At 71.7% G+C, this 18,388-nt stretch carries 14 protein-coding genes; 3 read left to right on the top strand and 11 right to left on the bottom strand.

All coding sequences use genetic code 11. From position 1 onward, the window contains the following. Positions 1 to 82: 82 nt before the first annotated feature. Positions 83 to 679 carry a M48 family metallopeptidase gene (locus FNV62_RS33125; RefSeq protein WP_075028823.1) on the bottom strand — a complete coding sequence of 199 codons (597 nt, stop codon included), beginning with the start codon at positions 677 to 679 and terminating at the stop codon, positions 83 to 85. 217 nt (positions 680 to 896) lie between these two features. Here FNV62_RS33125 and FNV62_RS33120 point away from each other — a divergent pair, with 217 nt between their 5' ends. Together FNV62_RS33120 and FNV62_RS33115 are read left to right on the top strand one after the other, a co-directional pair. Beyond that, positions 897 to 2,078 carry a TOMM precursor leader peptide-binding protein gene (locus FNV62_RS33120; RefSeq protein WP_144315720.1) on the top strand — a complete coding sequence of 394 codons (1,182 nt, stop codon included), beginning with the start codon at positions 897 to 899 and terminating at the stop codon, positions 2,076 to 2,078. Further along, positions 2,071 to 3,447, top strand: a complete 1,377-nt coding sequence (locus FNV62_RS33115; protein ID WP_097286174.1) for an ABC1 kinase family protein — start codon at positions 2,071 to 2,073, stop codon at positions 3,445 to 3,447. The genes FNV62_RS33120 and FNV62_RS33115 overlap by 8 nt, the downstream gene beginning before the upstream one ends. A 60-nt stretch (positions 3,448 to 3,507) precedes the next feature. On the opposite strand, the gene FNV62_RS33110 is transcribed toward FNV62_RS33115, so the two are convergent. From FNV62_RS33110 to FNV62_RS33090, 5 genes are all read right to left on the bottom strand, one after another. Further along, the gene (locus FNV62_RS33110) at positions 3,508 to 3,732 is read right to left on the bottom strand and encodes a hypothetical protein (protein ID WP_129592095.1); all 225 of its coding nucleotides are present in this window, start codon (positions 3,730 to 3,732) and stop codon (positions 3,508 to 3,510) included. Between the two features lie 118 nt (positions 3,733 to 3,850). Continuing rightward, positions 3,851 to 4,174 carry a hypothetical protein gene (locus FNV62_RS33105; RefSeq protein WP_054228177.1) on the bottom strand — a complete coding sequence of 108 codons (324 nt, stop codon included), beginning with the start codon at positions 4,172 to 4,174 and terminating at the stop codon, positions 3,851 to 3,853. Continuing rightward, the gene (locus tag FNV62_RS33100) at positions 4,171 to 4,539 is read right to left on the bottom strand and encodes a WhiB family transcriptional regulator (RefSeq protein WP_054228178.1); all 369 of its coding nucleotides are present in this window, start codon (positions 4,537 to 4,539) and stop codon (positions 4,171 to 4,173) included. Before FNV62_RS33100 ends, FNV62_RS33105 begins: the two co-directional genes overlap by 4 nt. A gap of 174 nt (positions 4,540 to 4,713) precedes the next feature. After that, positions 4,714 to 5,037: a hypothetical protein gene (locus tag FNV62_RS33095; RefSeq protein ID WP_054228179.1), complete on the bottom strand. Its 324-nt coding sequence runs from the start codon at positions 5,035 to 5,037 to the stop codon at positions 4,714 to 4,716. 164 nt (positions 5,038 to 5,201) lie between these two features. Then, positions 5,202 to 7,397: an ATP-dependent DNA helicase UvrD2 gene (locus FNV62_RS33090; protein WP_143609163.1), complete on the bottom strand. Its 2,196-nt coding sequence runs from the start codon at positions 7,395 to 7,397 to the stop codon at positions 5,202 to 5,204. 226 nt (positions 7,398 to 7,623) lie between these two features. On the opposite strand from FNV62_RS33090, the gene FNV62_RS33085 reads away from it, so the two are divergent. Beyond that, positions 7,624 to 7,866, top strand: coding sequence for a mycoredoxin (locus FNV62_RS33085; RefSeq protein ID WP_054228181.1), 243 nt, complete (start codon positions 7,624 to 7,626; stop codon positions 7,864 to 7,866). A 132-nt stretch (positions 7,867 to 7,998) separates the two neighbouring features. On the opposite strand, the gene nudC is transcribed toward FNV62_RS33085, so the two are convergent. The 5 genes from nudC to FNV62_RS33060 all read right to left on the bottom strand — a co-directional run bounded on the left by nudC (position 7,999) and on the right by FNV62_RS33060 (position 18,284). Continuing rightward, a complete protein-coding gene (gene nudC, locus FNV62_RS33080; protein ID WP_179858275.1) occupies positions 7,999 to 8,949 on the bottom strand; it encodes an NAD(+) diphosphatase in 951 nt (316 codons plus the stop codon). Between the two features lie 119 nt (positions 8,950 to 9,068). Continuing rightward, positions 9,069 to 10,481 (bottom strand): dipeptidase, encoded by a 1,413-nt coding sequence (locus tag FNV62_RS33075; RefSeq protein ID WP_144315719.1) that lies wholly within the window; start codon positions 10,479 to 10,481, stop codon positions 9,069 to 9,071. A 10-nt stretch (positions 10,482 to 10,491) separates the two neighbouring features. After that, complete coding sequence (locus FNV62_RS33070; RefSeq protein WP_144315718.1) at positions 10,492 to 14,097, bottom strand: ATP-dependent helicase; 3,606 nt, start codon at positions 14,095 to 14,097, stop codon at positions 10,492 to 10,494. Positions 14,098 to 14,220: 123 nt separating this feature from the next. Beyond that, positions 14,221 to 17,616, bottom strand: a complete 3,396-nt coding sequence (locus FNV62_RS33065) for an ATP-dependent helicase (RefSeq protein WP_144315717.1) — start codon at positions 17,614 to 17,616, stop codon at positions 14,221 to 14,223. A gap of 302 nt (positions 17,617 to 17,918) precedes the next feature. Continuing rightward, positions 17,919 to 18,284 (bottom strand): MGMT family protein, encoded by a 366-nt coding sequence (locus FNV62_RS33060; RefSeq protein WP_054228186.1) that lies wholly within the window; start codon positions 18,282 to 18,284, stop codon positions 17,919 to 17,921. Positions 18,285 to 18,388 lie beyond the last annotated feature (104 nt).

Genomic DNA, 18,388 nt, shown 5'->3' with positions numbered 1-18,388 from the left:
GAAACTCTGGGAGTGAACGCCGCCGGTACAGACCCGGTACACAATCACCTCCCGGCAGGGACGGTCCGCCGCCGCCCGCCCGCTACTCGTCGCTCGCCACGGGCAGATGCGGCAGCCGTTCGGCCGCGACCACCCCTTCGAGATAGCCGCGGGCACGCTCCGTACGCGGGTACGCCTCCAGCAGCCGCCAGAAACGGGGCCCGTGACCGGGCACCAGAAGGTGCGCGAGTTCGTGGACGAGGACGTAGTCGACGACATACTCGGGCATGCCCTGCAGGCGATGCGAAAGACGGATACTGCCCTCGGCCGGGGTGCAGGACCCCCAGCGCGTGTTCTGATTGGTGACCCAGCGGACCGAGGCTGGGCGGGCCCGGCCGTCGAAGTACTGCTCCGACAGCCGCGCGGCGCGCTCGGTCAGCTCGGCGTCGCCGAGCACCCGTTTGCTCTCCTGGGCGGCCAGCTTGTCGAGCATGACGGTGACCCAGCGCTGTTCCTCCGCCTCGGACATACGGGCGGGGATGAGCACGACGGTGCGATCGCCCTCGCGGTACGCGGAGACCGTTCTGCGCCGGCGCGCGCTCCTGCGAACCTCGATCGCGCTCGCCCCCGAGCCGCTTGGCGGCGGGCTCGTCGTGCTGCGCTGTGGCTTTCCGGCGCGGTGCAGTGGGTCGGCGGGCACGCCCCGACGTTACCCGCTGCACATGGGGGAAGTCCCGTCCCCTGGACGGTTCGATGCCGATCCGCACCCCGTGCGCTTGATTTATACGACGAACACCACCGCCTGTGGACAACTTTCGGCACGGTTCGGCCGGGCGGGGCATGCTGGCATTCGATCGGCGGGCCCGGGACGGACCCCGCCGGCACACGGGGATGCTCTACGGGTACGGGGGTCGGTCATGCATCCGATGGTGAAGCCCGCGCTGCGGCGCGGCTGGCGGGATCTCAACACCGTGCAGTTCGGGATGGCGCCCGCGCACGCGATGGTCCTGGGCCCGGTGGACACGGCGACAGGCAGCTTTCTCGACCTGCTCAACGGAACACGCGGGCTGCCGCTCCTTCGCGACCTGGGTCGCGCGATGGGCCTGCCCGACGGTCATGTCGACGCACTCGTGGAGCGACTGGCCCGCTCGGGTCTGCTGGACGACGCGACGGGCGGCGGCCGGCCCGCGGACGCCCTGCGCGAGAAGAAGGAGGTCCTGGACCGGCTCCGCCCCGACCTCGCGTCCCTGTCCCTCGTCGCCCGCGCGCCGGGCGACGCCCTGAAGCATCTGGCCGCCCGCCGCTCCCTGCGGGTGCAGGTGCGGGGCGCCGGCCGGGTGGGAGTCGTCCTGGCCTCCCTGCTCGCCGGCGCCGGTGTCGGCCAGGTCGAGGTGCGCGACATCGGCAGCGTCGAACCCTGGGACGTGGCACCGGGCGGACTGCCCTCGGCGTCCATCGGCGAGCGCCGGGAGGAAGCCGCCCGGCGCGCGGTGCGCCGAGCGGCACCGGATCGGCCACCACGGCCCACGGCCGAGGGCGAGGAACTCGGTCTCTCCCTGGTGATCCTCGCGCCCCGGGACGGCCTGGCGGTGCACGCCCCCGATCCCGCCGTCGCCGAGCCCCTGATCGCCTCCGGCACACCTCATCTGTACGCGGGGGTCGTGGAGGGAACAGGTGTCGTCGGTCCCCTGGTGCTGCCCGGCGACACCGGCTGCGCGGGCTGCCTGGACCAGCAGCGCATCGACCGGGACCCGACCTGGCCACGCCTGATCGCCCAGTGGCGCTCCGGAGCCTCGCACCAGGTCCCGGCCTGCGACCTCGCGCTGGCGACCGGCGTCGCCGGACTCGCGGCGGGGCACGCCCTCGCCTTCCTCGACGGACGGCTGCCCTCCAGCGCCGGAGCACGCTGGGAGTCCTCCGTGCCGGGCTTCGACTGGCATGCGAAGCCGGTGTGGTCGCATCCCGCATGCCCGTGCGGCGCGGCGGAGAAAAGTAAGAAGGGGGAGCGCGCCGTCGAGGACGGGCAGCCGCACGAGACAATGGCCGGGCAACAGCCGCACGCGGCACGGCTGTCTGGGACTTGGAGGGCGCATGTCTGATCTTCCCCGGAAGGCAGTCACCCGAACTGCCAAACTCGCCGCACTACCGCTCGGCTTCGCCGGGCGAGCGACCTGGGGGCTGGGCAAGAGGATCGGCGGGAAGTCCGCGGAGATCGTCGGCCGCGAGCTGCAGCAGCGCACGGCGGAGCAGCTCTTCAAGGTCCTCGGCGAGTTGAAGGGGGGCGCCATGAAGTTCGGACAAGCACTGTCGGTCTTCGAGTCGGCGCTGCCCGAGGAGGTCGCGGGACCCTATCGCGCGGCGCTGACGAAGCTCCAGGAGGCGGCGCCGCCGATGCCGACGCGCACGGTGCACTCCGTTCTGCGGGAGCGCCTCGGCGAGGACTGGTCCGAGCTGTTCCAGAAGTTCGAGGACAAGCCGTCCGCGGCGGCCTCGATCGGCCAGGTGCACCGGGCTGTGTGGCACGACGGACGCGAGGTCGCCGTCAAGGTGCAGTACCCGGGGGCGGGCGAGGCTCTGCTGTCCGATCTGACCCAGCTCAGCCGATTCGCCAGGCTCCTGGGTCCCCTGATCCCCGGCATGGACATCAAGCCGCTCATCGCGGAGCTGCGCGACCGGGTGTCCGAGGAGCTCGACTACGCGCTGGAGGCAGAGGCCCAGGAGACGCATGCCACGGAGTTCGCGGGCGATCCGGACGTGCTCGTCCCTGCGGTGGTCCACCAGTGCGACCAGGTCCTGGTGACCGAGTGGATCGACGGGATACCGATGTCGGAGGTGATCGCCGAGGGCACCCAGGAGCAGCGGGACCGCGCGGGCCAGCTGCTGGCCCGGTTCCTCTTCTCGGGTCCCGCCCGTACCGGACTGCTGCACGCCGATCCGCACCCGGGCAACTTCCGCCTCCTGCCGGACGAGAAGAGCGGCTGGCGGCTGGGCGTCCTGGACTTCGGCACGGTCGACCGTCTTCCCGGCGGTCTGCCCTCGACGATCGGCTACTCCCTCCGGATGACTCTCGAGGGCGAGGCCGAAGCGGTCTACGAGCTGCTGCGTGAGGAAGGCTTCGTCAAGGAGTCCATAGAGCTCGAACCCGACGCGGTCCTGGACTACCTCCTGCCGATCATCGAACCGGCCCAGGTCGACGAGTTCACGTTCACCCGTGGCTGGATGCGGAGTCAGGCCGCCCGCATCGCCGACCCCCGCTCCCCCGCACACCAGTTGGGCAGGCTGCTCAACCTGCCGCCGTCGTATCTCCTGATACACCGTGTGACGTTGAGCACCATCGGAGTCCTGTGCCAGCTGGGCGCGACGGTGCGGCTGCGCGACGAACTGGAGGAGTGGTTGCCGGGTTTCGTGCCGGGAGAGGACCCGACGGAGGAACTGCTGGACGAGGAGGAATCAGCGGCCGGAGCATGACTCGGGCCGCCTTCGGCCAGCGGGCCTGCCTGGGCGTGACCCGGGCCGGCCTGGCGTGGCCTACCACCAGGCCGAGTCCAGCCGTCCCTCGATCGCCCTGAGGTTGCTGCGGGCGCAGTTGTCGCAGAAGTAGTGGCGGGTGCCGTTCTCCATGGAGCAGGTCCACGTCAGCGGAGGGCCGTCGGCCGGGGTGCCGCAACGGGCGCACACGATGTGCCGGGCCTCGGCCGTGTCGGGCCGCGGCATGGAGCCGGTGCTGTCACTGTCCCCGGGAAGACTCGTCACTCGGCGACGATAACGCCGTGGTCGGCGGTTCGCCCGGCACAACGCACCGCGGGGGCTGGTCCGTTCGGACCGACCCCCGCGGAGAGCTGCTTACTGATACTTCAGCGACTGCCTTCGGCTAGTGCATGACCGCCATGGCCAGCGCGCGCCGGGCGCGCATGGAGGCGCGCTCGGCCCGACGCTGCATCCGACGGGCGGAGGCCAGGCGCACGGCCAGGCGTTCCCGCTCGGCCTCGTGCAGTCGCTCGTGCATATGCGCACGAGCCAGGGCTTCTGGGATGAGTTGCATCTCGCGGGTCCTGTTCTGACGCGAGTCGTTCGCGCCGGTGGTGGTGAAGTCTGGGATGGCGGAGCCTGCGGGCTCGCTGGTGGACGGCTTCATCGGGGCCTGTTTCTTGGGGTCGTGCGTCAGGGGGCGATCGATCGTTCCTACGGTGTTCATGCCGCAACCGGGTTCTTGCGCGGGCGGCCACGCGGCCGCTTGCGGGCCACGACGACACCCTGGACGAAGAGCTCGCCGCCCCAGACACCCCAGGGCTCGCGCCGCTCCTTGGCGCCGGCGAGGCAGGCCTCGATCAGCGGGCAGGTGCGGCAGAGGGACTTGGCGTACTCGACGTCGGCCGGCGACTCGGCGAAGAAGACCTCCGGGTCGTAGGAGCGGCAGGGGACGGGTACGCCGAGGTTCTCGATGGCGTCGTCGAGCGCGGTGAGCGCAGTGAGCGGGATCAAGGTGGAGTCCTCCGTGAGGCCGGGCGGGGGGATCGTTTCGGAAGGCGGTACGGACGGGGCGTGCGCTTCGAGTTGCACGGTTGGTCTTCCTCGTCTGGTCGTGCCGGCCGGGTTGGCCGGTTGGCGGCTGGTACCGGGTTCTTTTCTTGTCCCGAGGCCCCTTCGCTCTGCCGTCCCCGGTCGGGGACAAACAGAAGGGCCGCGGATCCCGGGTGGGGTTCCGCGGCCCTGAAGGCGCCGGCCTGATCGAGATCAGGCTGGATCACTCCAGGGTTCAGGCCCACGGAAGGCCCACATCGTGTGGTGCTGCTTCGTCTGCTTCAGGGATCCGGCACCGGCTGCCGCAAAGGCATAGGCCTGGGCCTCTGCCACTACTGCCGCTTCCAGTGCCTTCATCGGTCGCTCATTGCGCTCACGGATGGGAAGAACCGCGAGAGACAGAGGGGAGGCCGGCCGGACGGCAGCGATGCCGGACAGACCGGTGCCCAGGTTCGAGACGCCGAGCAGGCACGTGGAGACGACCGAGCGATCGGTCATTTTGGCGGTGCTGATGGAGCTGATGTTGATGCTGATCACTGGAATCGCCTCCTCTCGGCGTCTTGGGGGACTGGGGTGAGCCAGTCCGACGGCTATTAAGTACAGCACGGAACCAGGGCCTTGGAGAAGGCCGCTGCTGCCGTGGTTAAGAACCTATGGGGATTGCTGGGGCATGCGCAAACTATTTTTTCGACGAGTTTGCATCAGTCACCCTCGCGGCCCTCCGTAGGTTCTTGACCTGCACAGATGGCCAGAACATCGGCCCCGAAGCGGTTGAACTTGCGCACGCCGACCCCGGGGATCCGCGCCAACTCGCCCTCGTCGTCCGGCGCGGCCTCGGCGATCGCCATGAGTGTCTTGTCGGTGAAGACGCAGAACGCGGGCTGCCCACTGCGCTGCGCCTGTACCGCCCGCCACTCCCGCAGCCGCTCGTAGAGGCCTTCGTCCATGTCGGAGGGGCAGTCCTCACAACGCATCAGTTTCATCTCGCCGGCGTCGGTCAGCGTGCGCCCGCAGACCCGGCAGCGGGCCGGGGTCCGGCTCGTCCGCCGTACGACCGTGCCTCCGCTGCTTCCGATGCCGCGCTCGATGCCTCCTGGGCCGCCGCCGGCGCTGCGGCCCGCGGTGGCGACGGAGCCGGGGCGCAGCCCGTCGAGGAAGCGGCTGGGCCGGCGGTTGGGTCTGCCGCCGGGTGAGCGGGACAGGGCCCAGGAGACGAGGAGGTGTTCTCTGGCGCGGGTGACTCCGACGTAGAGGAGTCGGCGTTCTTCCTCGATCTGCTCGTCGGTCTTTGCGTAGGTGATCGGCATCATCCCCTCCGCGACGCCGACCAGGAAGACCACGTCCCACTCCAGCCCCTTGGCGGAGTGCAGGGAGGCGAGGGTGACGCCCTGGACGGTCGGGGCGTGCTGGGCACTCGCGCGCTCGTCGAGTTCGGCCACCAGGTCACCGAGGGTGGCGCCCTGTTTGGCGGCGGCGAAGTCCTGGGCGAGATGGACGAGGGCGGCCAGTGATTCCCAGCGCTCTCTTACGGCGCCGGATCCTGCCGGGGGTTGGCTGGTCCAGCCCTCGCCGGAGAGCACTGCTCGGACCTGGGAGGGCAGGTCGACGACGTCGTCGAGGAGGGAGTCGTTGGCGCCGAAGCGGGCGGCCGCGCGCAGGGCGGCGCCTGCTTTGCGCACCTCAGGGCGGTCGAAGAACCGCTCGGCGCCACGCAGCTGGTAGGGCACTCCGGCGTCGGCGAGGGCCTGTTCATAGATCTCGGACTGGGAGTTCGTGCGGAAGAGGATGGCGATCTCGCCCGCGGGGATGCCGGAGGCGATGAGGTCGCGGATGCGGCGGGCGGCGCCCTCGGCCTCGGCGGGTTCGTCCGTGTATTCGGCGTAGACGGGCTCGGGGCCCGGGGCGCGCTGGGAGATCAGTTCCAGGCGGTGGTCGGCGGCCCGGCCGCGGGCCTGGGAGAGCAGGCCGTTGGCGAGGTGCACCACTTGGGGTGAGGAGCGGTAGTCGCGGACGAGCTTGACGACGGTGGCCCCGGGGTGGCGGGTGCGGAAGTCGAGCAGGTGGTCGGGAGTTGCACCGGTGAACGAATAGATCGTCTGGCTGGCGTCGCCGACGACGCAGAGGCTGTCGCGCTCGCCGAGCCACAGTTCCAGGAGACGCTGCTGCAGGGGGCTGACGTCCTGGTACTCGTCGACCACGAAGTGCTGGTACTGGGAGCGGACCTGCTCGGCGATGTCGTGACGGTCCTGGAGGATCGCGACGGTCAGCAGCAGGACGTCCTCGAAGTCGATGACGGCGCGGTCGCGCTTGAGGTCCTCGTACGTGGCGTAGAGCTGGGCGATCTCGGCCGGGTCGCGGGGCGAGAGACGGCCGGTCTTGGCCGCTGCGGCCGCGTAGTCGGCGGGTACGGTCTGGGTGACCTTGGACCATTCGATCTCGGCCGTGACATCGCGCAGCTCGCCCCGGTCGAGGCGGATGCGGCAGGCGGCAGCCGCGTCGGCGACGAGCTGGATCTTGCGGTCGATGAGCCGGGGCAGGCCGCCACCGACCGCTTTCGGCCAGAAGTACTGGAGTTGGCGCAGCGCGGCGGAGTGGAACGTGCGGGCCTGGACACCACCGGCGCCGAGCTGACGGAGCCGGCCGCGCATCTCGCCCGCGGCCCTGTTGGTGAAGGTGACGGCGAGCACACTGGAGGGCTGGAGGATCCCGGCACGCACCCCGTAAGCGATGCGGTGGGTGATCGCTCGTGTCTTGCCCGTGCCGGCGCCTGCCAGCACGCACACCGGACCGTGCAGGGCGGTGGCGACCTCGCGCTGCTCGGGGTCGAGCCCGTCGAGCACCGCGTCGGCCGTGTCCGGTGCCTGCGGGAAGAGGGTGGAGTGCGTTGCTGCTGTCACCCCGCCATGCTGCCAGGTCGGCGGGGACGCATGAGCCGGTTGTCCACAGGGAGGCCCTTGCAGTCGTACTAATGCGGCAGGCGCTGGGCGTGCTCTTGCTCACCCGTCCGCCGTGAGGTGCGCGCGTGTACCGGGCCGGGGTACCCGGGCACGGGAATGGTGGCCCGCTCGCGTACGTTCCACCTCTGCGACAACGCACCCCCAGCAGCAAAGGAGCGCGAGACACATGCCGGGCACTGTGACGATGTACAGCACCACGTGGTGCGGCTACTGCACGCGACTGAAGGGCCAGATGGACCGCGCGGGCATCGCGTACAACGAGATCAACATCGAGCAGGACCCGGAGTCCGCGGCCTTCGTGGAGAAGGCGAATGGCGGAAACCAGACGGTTCCGACCGTGCTGTTCGCGGACGGCTCGACGCTCACCAACCCTTCGCTGGCGCAGGTCAAGCAGAAGATCGGCGCGTAAGCGGCTCACCATCGGTGCGCCCCCGGCGGTTGCCGCGGGCAGTGACAGGGGCGGTCCTTGAGTCTGACTCAAGGACCGCCCCTGTTGTGTGACTTGCGCCACGCGCCCGAGTGGCGTGGTGTGGTGTGTCGGTCAGGCGGCTACCGCTCCCGGGCGGGGCAGGGGCTTGCCGTACCAGAGCTCGATCAGGCGGGCGGCGATGGAGATGCCGAACGGAGGCAGTACCTCGCCGGACTCGAAGGCGGTGCGCAGGTCCTCGCGGGAGAACCAGCGGGCCTCGTGGATCTCCTCGCCGTCGACGTTGATCTCGGACGAGGTGGCGCGGGCCATGAAGCCGAGCATGAGGCTGGAGGGGAACGGCCAGGGCTGGCTGGCGACGTAGTCGACCTCGCCGACCGTGACGCCCGCCTCCTCGAAGACCTCGCGGCGCACGGACTGCTCGATGGACTCGCCGGGTTCGACGAAGCCGGCGAGCGTGGAGAAGCGGCCCTCGGGCCAGTGCACCTGGCGGCCGAGCAGGATGCGGTCCTCGTCGTCCGTCACCGCCATGATTACGGCCGGGTCGGTGCGCGGGTAGTGCTCGGCGCCGCAGGCGGGGCAGCGGCGGATGTGTCCGGCCGCCGCGATCACGGTGCGCTCGCCGCAGCGTGAGCAGAAGCGGTGCAGCCGCTGCCAGTTCTCCAGGGCGACGGCGTGCACCATCAGACCCGCGTCGCGGGGTGAGAGCAGGAGTCCCGCCTCGCGCAGGCCCGCCGCGCGGGCGGACTGGTCGATGCGGCCGGGCAGTGCGTCCTTCTGAAGTGCGAAATAGCTCACACCGTCGTCGTCCGTGCCGAGGAAGTAGCGGTGCGCCTCGGTGAGCGGGGCCTCGAAGGAGGGGGTCATGACGAGTTCGGTGGTGCCGTCCGCCGTCTCGTCGATGAGCACCTGACCGCCGGAGACCACGAAGACGCGGGTGGTGGGGTGGCTCCAGGCCGCCGCGAGCCAGGCCTCGTCGAGCCGGTGGTGGGCGGCCCTGTCGATGCCGCTCGGGGCGGTGAGCGAGATGGGTCGGTCGGCGGTTCGGTCGGTCCAGGTGGTCACGGGTGCTTCCAACTCCCCCGGTGGAACGGTTATTTCGGCGGGCGGTTCAGCAGGGCGGGTGCGAAGGGCGCTGTTCGGGGTGGGGACGGACTTTTCAAGAAGGGTGGAGACGGGCTCTTTCAGTGTGCCTCGCGCCAGTTCTCGGCCAGGTCGCCCCACAGGTAGGCGCTGGTTTCGACGCCCTTCATGAGGAGGTCGAGTTCGACCTTCTCGTTGGGGGCGTGCCAGCCGTCGGAGGGGACGGAGATGCCCAGGAAGAGCACAGGGGCGCCGAGGACTTCCTGGAGGTCGGCCGCGGGTCCCGAGCCACCCTCGCGGGTGAAGCGGATCGGCTGTTCGAAGGCGCGGCCCATGGCGCGTACGACGGACTGCAGGGCGGGGTGGTCCAGCGGTGTGAGGCAGGGGCGGGTGGCGGCGCCGAACGTGATCTCGTGCCGGATTCCGGCGGGCAGCCGGTCGGCGGCCCAGGCGCGGACCGCCTTCTCGATGTGGTCCGGGTCCTGGCCCGCCACCAGCCGGAACGAGAGTTTCACGGTGGCCGAGGACGGGATGATCGTCTTGCTGCCGGGGCCCTGGTAACCGCCGCCGATGCCGTTGACCTCGGCGGTGGGGCGGGCCCAGATGCGCTCCAGGGTGGTGTGTCCGGCCTCTCCGTAGGTGGCCGTCGACTTGGCCGTGTTGAGCCAGCGCTCCTCGTCGAAGGGCAGTTCGGCGAAGAGCTCACGCTCGCGTTCGGTGAGTTCGGTGATGCCTTCGTAGAAGCCGGGGACGGCTACGCGCGCATGCTCGTCGTGGAGGGCCGCCACAAGGCGGGCGGCGGCGGTGGCCGGGTTGGGCACGGCACCGCCGAAGGAGCCGGAGTGGACGTCCTGCCGCGGCCCGTACAGCTCGATCTCGCACTCGGCGAGGCCACGCATGCCGGTGCACACGGTGGGGGTGTCCTCGGACCACATGCCGGTGTCGGAGACGATCACCGCGTCGGCGGTGAGCCGGTCGGCGTGGCTTTCGACGAGGTCGCGGAAGTGCGGAGAGCCGGACTCCTCCTCGCCCTCGATCAGGAGCTTGAGGTTCACGGCCGGTGCGCCGCGCCCGGTGGCGGCGAGGTGGGCGCGGACGCCGAGTGTGTGGAAGAACACCTGACCCTTGTCGTCGGCGGCACCGCGCGCGTGGAGGCGGTTTCCGTGGATCACCGGTTCGAAGGGGTCGGTGTCCCAGCCGTCCTCGCGGGCTGCGGGCTGCACGTCGTGGTGTCCGTAGACGAGGACCGTGGGGGCCCCGGGGTCCTCGGCGGGCCATTCGGCGAAGACGGCGGGGGCGCCCTCGGTAGCCCAGACCTCGGTGGTCGGGAAACCGGTCTCCTGCAGCTTGGCGGCGAGCCAGTCGGCGCTGCGTGCCACGTCCGCGGCATGGTCGGGCTGGGCCGACACCGAAGGGATGCGCAGCCACTCCGCGAGGTCGTCGAGGAAGGCCGTGCGGTGGTTCTGGATGTACGTGCGGACGGTGCTGACGGCGTTGTCAACGGGCTTGCTCATGCTCACGAGCCTATCCGCCCACGGAGGCGTGTTCGTCCGGCGGATCCCCGGCGGACGCTTGCTGTGGGTCCGCCGGGTCCTGTGTGAGCAGTCGTTCCAGTGCCGCGCGGTCCGGGAGCTCGTCCGGATGGATCACCTCACCGCTGCGGACGTACAGGAACGCGGCCTTGACGGACTCCAGGGGCACGCCTTGCTGTTCGGCCCACGCGAGGCGGTACAGGGCGAGCTGGAGGGGGTCGGCGGTACCGGTGCGGCTGGTCTTCCAGTCGACGATCTCGTACGTCGTGCCGGCGTCGTCCTGCGCCCGGTAGACGGCGTCGATCCGGCCCCGTACGACGCGTCCCGCGATGGCGAGCTGGAACGGTGCCTCGACGCGGTGCGGGGTGCGGTGCGCGTAGGGAGTGCGCTCGAAGGCGTCCTTGAGCTCCTCCAGGTCGCGTTCGTCGGCGATCTCGGCGTCGCTGCCGGGGAGCTCCTCCGGTTCCAGCATCGGCAGCCGCAGCTCTTCGAAGCGGGACTCCAGCCAGGCGTGGAAGCGTGTTCCGCGGCGCGCGGCGGGCTGTGGGGGGCGTGGCATGGGGCGTGCGAGCTCCTGCGCGAAGCCGTCCGGGTCGGTGGCCAGGCGCATGAGCTGCGTCACGGTGAGCGAGGCCGGCAGGGGGACGTCGGTGACGCTCGCGCGGGCGCGCAGGAGCTCTCCGGTCAGGGCGTCGAGGTCGCGGTCCCAGGAGGCGAGGGTGCGGGCCTCCTCCGGGGTGAGGTGCGCAGGTTCCTCAAGGTGCGGTTCCTCAGGGTGCGGTTTCGCAGGGTGCGGTTCCTCAGGGTGCTGGCGAGCCCCCCGAGCCGGTGCCTGGTGCGGGATCGTCGGGCGGTCCTGCGCGGGTCGCGTCGGCCGGTCCTCTGGGCGGTCGGCCGACCAGGAGTCCCAGTCGGAGTCGTCCCCGTCGGGGAAGCCGTCGTCGGGGAAGCCGTCGTCCCCGTAGGGCACGTCGTCGTACGCGGGATCGTCGTCCTCGGGCGGGGGTGGCCAGTCCGGATCGTCGTACGAGGTGGGGTCGTGGTCGGCCGTGTGCCGGGCTCCCTCCGCCCCGGGGTGGGGCTCGTCGTGGGACGCCACGCGCTCCAGGTGGGCGAGAACGGTCTCGGCGGCGGCACGGCGGCGGGCCAGTGCCGCGTCGTCGAGCGGGAGCGGCCACGCGTGGTCGGCGGCCGCCTCGCGCAGGGCGGGGTTCTCCTCGTCCTCGGCGGGCTCCTCGGCCCAGACCTCGATCTCGCCGTGTCCGGCGGCGCAGTGCTCGTAGAGGGCGTCCAGGAAGTCCGAGGGACCGCGCGGCTTCTTCTGGGAGGGGCCCCACCAGTGACCGGAACCGAGCAGGAGCGAGCGGGGGCGGGTGAAGGTGACGTAGCCGAGTCGGAGCTCCTCGGTGTGCTGGTGGTCCTTCATGGCCTCGTGGAAGGCCTTGATGCCCTTGGCGTCCCAGGTGGCGATCTCGGGGAGCGTGTCGGCGTCGCCGCGCAGCTCGTGCGGCAGGACCTTGCCCTGGGCGGTCCACTTCTCGCGGCCCTGGCCGCTGGGAAAGGTGCCGGTGACGAGTCCGGGGACCACGACGACGTCCCACTCCAGGCCCTTGGACTTGTGCGCGGTGAGCACCTTCACGGTGTTCTCGCCGCCGGGCAGGGCGTTGTCGAGTCCCTTCTCGTACTGGGCGGCGGTGCGCAGGAAGCCGAGGAAGGCCAGCAGCGTGGCCTCGCCGTCGCCCGCGGCGAAGGACGCGGCGACGTCGAGGAAGTTCGACAGGGTCTCTCGGCGGCGGGCCGCCAGCGCGTGCGGGGACGCGGAGAGCTCGACCTCGAGGCCGGTGACGGCGAGCACCCGGTGCAGGACGTCCATCAGGGGGTCGGCGAGCGAGCGGCGCAGGTCGCGCAGCTCGGCGGCCAGCCGCGCGAACCGCACCCGCGCGTCCGGCGAGAACGGCAGCCCGTCGTCGTCCCCTTCGGCCTCGATGGGCATCTCCAGGAACGTGTCGAGGGCGTCGGCGAGCGATATCACCTCGGCCGGGTCGACCCCCTCCACGGCCGCCGCGAGCCGGCGGTCCGGGTCCTCGTCGGCGCCCACGCGCGCGTGGGACACGAGCAGGCGGGCGCGCCGCCCCAGAAGGGCGAGGTCGCGCGGACCGATCCGCCAGCGGGGGCCGGTGAGCAGACGGACCAGGGAGGCGTTCGCCCCGGGGTCCTGGAGGACTTCGCAGACGGCGACGAGGTCGGCGACCTCGGGCAGGTGCAGCAGCCCGGAGAGGCCCACCACCTCGACCGGGATGTCCCGGGCGACGAGCGCGCCCTGGATCTCGGCGAAGTCGCCCGCCGTACGGCACAGCACGGCGATCTCGCCGGGTGCCTTTCCGGTGCGCACCAGGTGGGCGATGGAATCGGCGAGCCAGTCGATCTCCTCGGCGTGGGTGCGCAGCAGCGCGCAGCGGACCTGGCCGTCGTGCTCGGCTCCTGGGGCCGGGCGCAGGGCCTCCACGCCCTCGTGCATGGCGCGCAGGGGCTCCGCGAGGCCGTTGGCGAGGTCGAGGAGGCGGCCGCCGCTGCGACGGTTCTCGCTGAGAGCCTGGCGGGCCGCGGGGCGGCCGTCGGCGTGTGCGAAGTGTTCGGGGAAGTCGTCGAGGTTGGCGACAGAGGCGCCGCGCCAGCCGTAGATGGCCTGGCAGGGGTCGCCGACCGCGGTCACGGGATGGCCGGTGCCGCCGCCGAAGAGTCCGGCGAGCAGGATGCGCTGGGCCACCGAGGTGTCCTGGTACTCGTCCAGCAGCACCACCCGGAACTCGTCGCGGAGGATTTCCCCGACCTCGGGGCGGGTGCGGGCCAGGGTGGCCGAGAGGGCGATCTGGTCGCCGAAGTCGAGGAGGTCGCGCTCGCGCTTGGCCGATCGGTAGCGGCCCACCAGCTCGGCCAGTTCACGCCGGGCCGCGGCCGCCTCGGGGACCTTCCGCAGGTCGGCGTTGGTGAGTTTGGCGCCCTCCAGGGAGCGCAGCAGCTCGGCGTCGTGGGCGCGCAGGTCCTCGGGCCGTACGAGGTGTTCGGCGAGCTCGGAGTCGAGTGTGAGGAGATCACCGACGAGGTCCGGGAAGGAGCGGGTCAGCGCCGGGTACGGTCCCGGGGCCTCGCGCAGTACGCGGGCGGCGAGCTGGTAGCGGGTGGCGTCGGCGAGCAGGCGGGAGGTCGGTTCGAGTCCGATGCGCAGGCCGTGGTCGGTCAGCAGGCGGCCCGCGAAGGCGTGGTACGTGGAGATCACCGGCTCGCCCGGCGGGTTGTCGGGGTCGATCACGTCCGGGTCGGTGACTCCGGCCTTGATCAGCGCCTTGCGGACGCGCTCGGCGAGTTCGCCCGCCGCCTTGTTGGTGAACGTGAGACCGAGGACCTGTTCGGGGGCGACCTGTCCGGTACCGACGAGCCACACCACACGAGCCGCCATCACCGTGGTCTTGCCCGATCCGGCTCCGGCCACGATCACCTGCGGGGCGGGCGGTGCGGTGATGCAGACCGTCTGCTCCGGGGTGAACGGGATGCCGAGGAGCTCCTTGAGCTGCTCGGGGTCGGTGATACGGGCGGGCATGTCGGAGAGGCTAGCGGCGCCCACTGACAGCGGAGGCCACATCGGCCGCCGGGACGGACGAAGTGCTGGTCAACACGTGTGGTGCCGTACGTCACTCGCTGACGTGACGTCCCCTTGGGCCCCTCACTCGACCACGTGGCGTCCCTCGGGCCGAGCGCTGCACGATGCCCGGAAAGCGCAGTGTGTGCAGTGTTGTCCCGTGGTCGGGGAGAACCGTTCGTCGAGGACCTTCCCGGCCGCGGTGGCCAGCAGGTCGCCGACCCACTCGCCCTCGAGGGGCTCCTGGGCCTGCACCTTGGGGAGGGTCTCGCCGCCGTTCTTCTTGGCGGCGCCCTGGCGCAGCTGGACGAGTTCCGCGCCGCCCGGCTCGGGGCGTACGCCGTCGAAGGAGTCGTCGACGGCCCCCTCGCGGACGGCGAGCTGGTAGACGGCGAGCTGCGGGTGGTGCGCCACCTCCGCGGCGCTGGGCGCGTGTTTGCCGGTCTTGAAGTCGACCACGTAGGCGCGGCCCTCGGTGTCCGTCTCGACGCGGTCCATGGAGCCCCGGATGCGCACCTCGTAGTCGCCCGCCTCCAGGGTCACGTCGAAGTCGTGCTCACTGGCCACCGGCACGCGTCCCGCACGGACGCCGTTGGAGTCGACGTGCCACTTCAGGAAGCGTTCGAGCGCCACACGCGCGTGCTCCTTCTCCTGCGCGGACTTCCAGGGCGCGTCGAAGGCGAGCGCGTTCCACACGGAGTCCAGACGTTCCATGAGGACGGCGAGGTCGGCGGGGGTGCGTCCGGAGGCGACCTCGTCGGCGAGGACGTGCACCACGTTGCCGAAGCCCTGGGCGGCGGTCGCGGGCGCGTCGGCCTTGACCTCGCGGCCCAGGAACCACTGCAGGGCGCAGGTGTTGGCGAGTTGGTCGAGGGCGCTTCCGGAGAGCACGACGGGCTGGTCGCGGTCGCGCAGCGGCACCTTGCTCTCGGTCGGCTCGTACATGCCCCACCAGCGGTAGGGGTGCGCGGACGGCACGAGGGGGCGGCCGTCCTCGTCGCCGAGGGCGGCGAGCTTGGCCAGGCGGTGGGCCGCGGCCTGCCGGAGGGTGTCCGAGACCCGCGGGTCGACCGTGGTGGCGCGCAGTTCGGCGACCAGGGCGGCGACGGACAGCGGGCGGCGGGGGCGGCCGGTGACGTCCCTGGGTTCGACGCCGAGTTCGGTGAGGAAGCGGGAGGGCTGGTCGCCGTCGTCGGCGGGGGACTTCACGGCGGTGACGATCAGGCGTTCACGCGCGCGTGTGGCGGCCACGTAGAACAGACGGCGCTCTTCGGAGAGGAGCGCTCCGGGGGTGAGGGGTTCGGCGAGGCCGTCGCGTCCGATGCGGTCGGCCTCCAGCAGGGAGCCGCGGCGGCGCAGGTCCGGCCACAGGCCCTCCTGGACGCCCGCGACGACGACGAGGCGCCACTCCAGGCCCTTGGAGCGGTGCGCGGTCATCAGGCGTACGGCTGCGGGGCGCACCGCCCTGCGGGTGAGCGTGTCGGCGGCGATGTCCTGGGCCTCGATCTCCTCCAGGAAGTTGAGGGCGCCGCGCCCGCCCGTGCGTTCCTCGGCGCGGGCCGCGGTCGCGAACAGCGCGCAGACGGCGTCGAGGTCGCGGTCGGCGTTGCGTCCGGCCGCGCCACCACGCCGGGCGGCCCGCTCCAGGCGCTGCGGCCACGGTGTTCCCTCCCAGAGGTCCCAGAGCGCCTCCTCGGCCGTCCCGCCGCCCGCCAGGCGCTCCCGTGCCTTGCGCAGCAGCGCGCCGAGGCGCTGGGCTCCCCGGGCGTACGCCGGGTCGTGCGCGACGAGCCGCTCCGGCTCGGCCAGCGCGCGCGTGAGCAGTTCGTCGGAGGGCTGCGGTACGTGGTTGCCCGCGGCGCGCTCCTCCTCGCGCAGCGCGCGCCCCAGACGCCGCAGATCGGCCGCGTCCATGCTCGCGAGCGGCGAGGCGAGCAGGGTGAGCGCGGTTTCGGTGTCGAGCCAGGGCGCGGCTTGCGCGTCGGCATCCTCAGGTGCGTCGGCATCGTCAGGTACGTCGGCAACCTCAGGTACGTCGACGTCTTCAGGTACGTCGACGTCGCCGCCGGACGGCGCGGCCGTACCCGACTCCGCGCGCGCCACCGCCCGCAGTGCCGTCAGCAAGGGCGTCACCGCCGGTTCGTGCCGCAGCGGCAGGTCGTCGCCGTCGATGTCGAGCGGCACACCCGCCGCGGTGAGCGCCCGCCTGATCGTCGGGATCGTGCGGGAGCCGGCGCGCACCAGGACGGCCATGTCGCCCCAGGGAACGCCGTCCTCCAGATGGGCGCGACGCAGGATGTCCGCGATGTTGTCCAGCTCCGTGCCCGCCGTCGGGTACGTGTAGACCTCGACGGCGCCGCCGTCCCGTACCGGAGACAACTGGCGGTGGGCGCGTACCTTCTCCGCCGGAAGGCGGGTCAGCGGCATGCGCTGGGTGATCAGACGCGTGGCGGTCAGCAGGGCGGCGCCGGAGCGGCGGGAGGTGCGCAGCACCTCGACCGGCGCGGGGCGGCCGTCCGCACGCGGGAAGGCGTCGGGGAAGTCCAGGATGCCGTTCACGTCCGCGCCCCGGAAGGCGTAGATCGACTGGTCGGGGTCACCGAAGGCGACCAGGTTGCGGCCGCCGCCGGCGAGGGCGCGCAGCAGCCGGACCTGCGCGGGATCGGTGTCCTGGTACTCGTCCACATAGACGGCGTCGTACTGCGCGGCGAGGCGTTCGGCGACGCCCGGACGCCCGGCGAGCAGGACCGCGCGGTGGACGAGTTCCGCGTAGTCGAGCACTCCTTGGAGGTCGAGAACGTCCAGGTACTCGGCGAGGAAGGCCGCTGCCGCGCCCCAGTCGGGGCGGCCGATGCGCCGGGCGAAGGCGGTGAGGGCGTCGGGGCTCAGGCCCAGTTCGCGGCTGCGCGCCAGTACCGCGCGGACCTCGTCGGCGAAGCCGCGCGTGGTCAGGCAGGCGCGCAGCTCGTCCGGCCAGCGGACATGGGCGAGGCCGAGCCGCTCCAGGTCGGGCTGGCCGGCGAGCAGTTCGCGCACCGCCACGTCCTGTTCGGGTCCGGACAGCAGCCGCAGGGGCTCCACGAACAGGTCGCTGTCCTGGTGGGCGCGGACCAGGGCGTAGCAGAACGAGTGGAAGGTGGTCGCCCGGGGAGCGCGGGCGGCCCCTATGCGCAGCGCCATGCGGTCGCGCAGTTCGACGGCCGCCTTGCGGCTGAACGTCAGCACCAGGATGCGTTCCGGGTCGCCGCCCCGCGTGATCCGCGCCGCGACGGACTCGACGAGCGTGGTCGTCTTGCCGGTGCCGGGGCCGGCCAGCACGAGCAGCGGTCCCGTGTCATGGTCAACCACCGCGCGCTGCTCTGCGTCCAGACGAGGGGGCCCCACTCGGACCGGCGCGGTACGTACCAGTCGGTACGCGCCGCGGGTCCCCTGCCGCACCTGGGGGTGCGACAGGCGCCTGGTGGAAGAAGAGGAGCTCACGTGGTTCGCCGGTCCTGGAGGTTGTGCGGGATATCACTGCCGGCGCGGAGCGCCGTCGTTGAGGGGTGGTGGTCGGGCGACGGGTGGGAGGAGCGCCGCGCGTTCAGGGCGGTGGTCGCGGGGTGAGGGGGATGCGTGCCGTCGACGCTACGCCGGTGAGCATCATGGAAGGAGGGCTTCCCCTTCTTCCCTCACACCACGTGCGTCCCCCGGCTCTCGAACGTACGGCATGTCACGGGCGTGCCCCGTTTCCCCCGTACGGGCCACAGGTTCCCCATCGCCCCGTCCGATGCCGGAAGCTGTCAGGTGTGACCCTGCGCGCGTTCGCCGCCGTCCCATCGTGCCCGTCTCATGTCGATGCGCGGCAGATGCCCCTCGGAGGCCCTGCTCGCCTCCTTCAGGGGCGTGCCCTCGTCGCGGTAGTGGCCCAGCGCATCGAGTTCGTGGCCCGGGAGCAGCGCGCCGTCCGCGCGGACGACCCGCCACCACGGGACCGCTCCTCCATAGAGGGCCATCACCCGGCCCACCTGGCGCGGTCCGCCCTCCTCCAGCCACTCGGCGACGTCCCCGTACGTCATCACGCGACCGGGCGGGATCGACTCGGCGACCTCAAGGACCCGCTCCGCGTACTCCGGCAGGGCATCCGTCGGAAGGCTCTCCTCGCTCATCCGCCCCATCCTGCCCCACCCCACCGACAGTGCGACGATGCGGTGACTGTGCGTATCCCTCGCCACGGAGGCGCACTTGGGGCAGACTGTGCGCCCCCGTATTT

The organism is Streptomyces sp. RLB3-17, assembly GCF_007113425.2.
GTDB lineage: Bacteria > Actinomycetota > Actinomycetes > Streptomycetales > Streptomycetaceae > Streptomyces > Streptomyces mirabilis_D.
The sequence above is the reverse complement of the archived record's forward strand: the minus strand, read 5'-3'. Positions and strand labels throughout refer to the sequence as shown.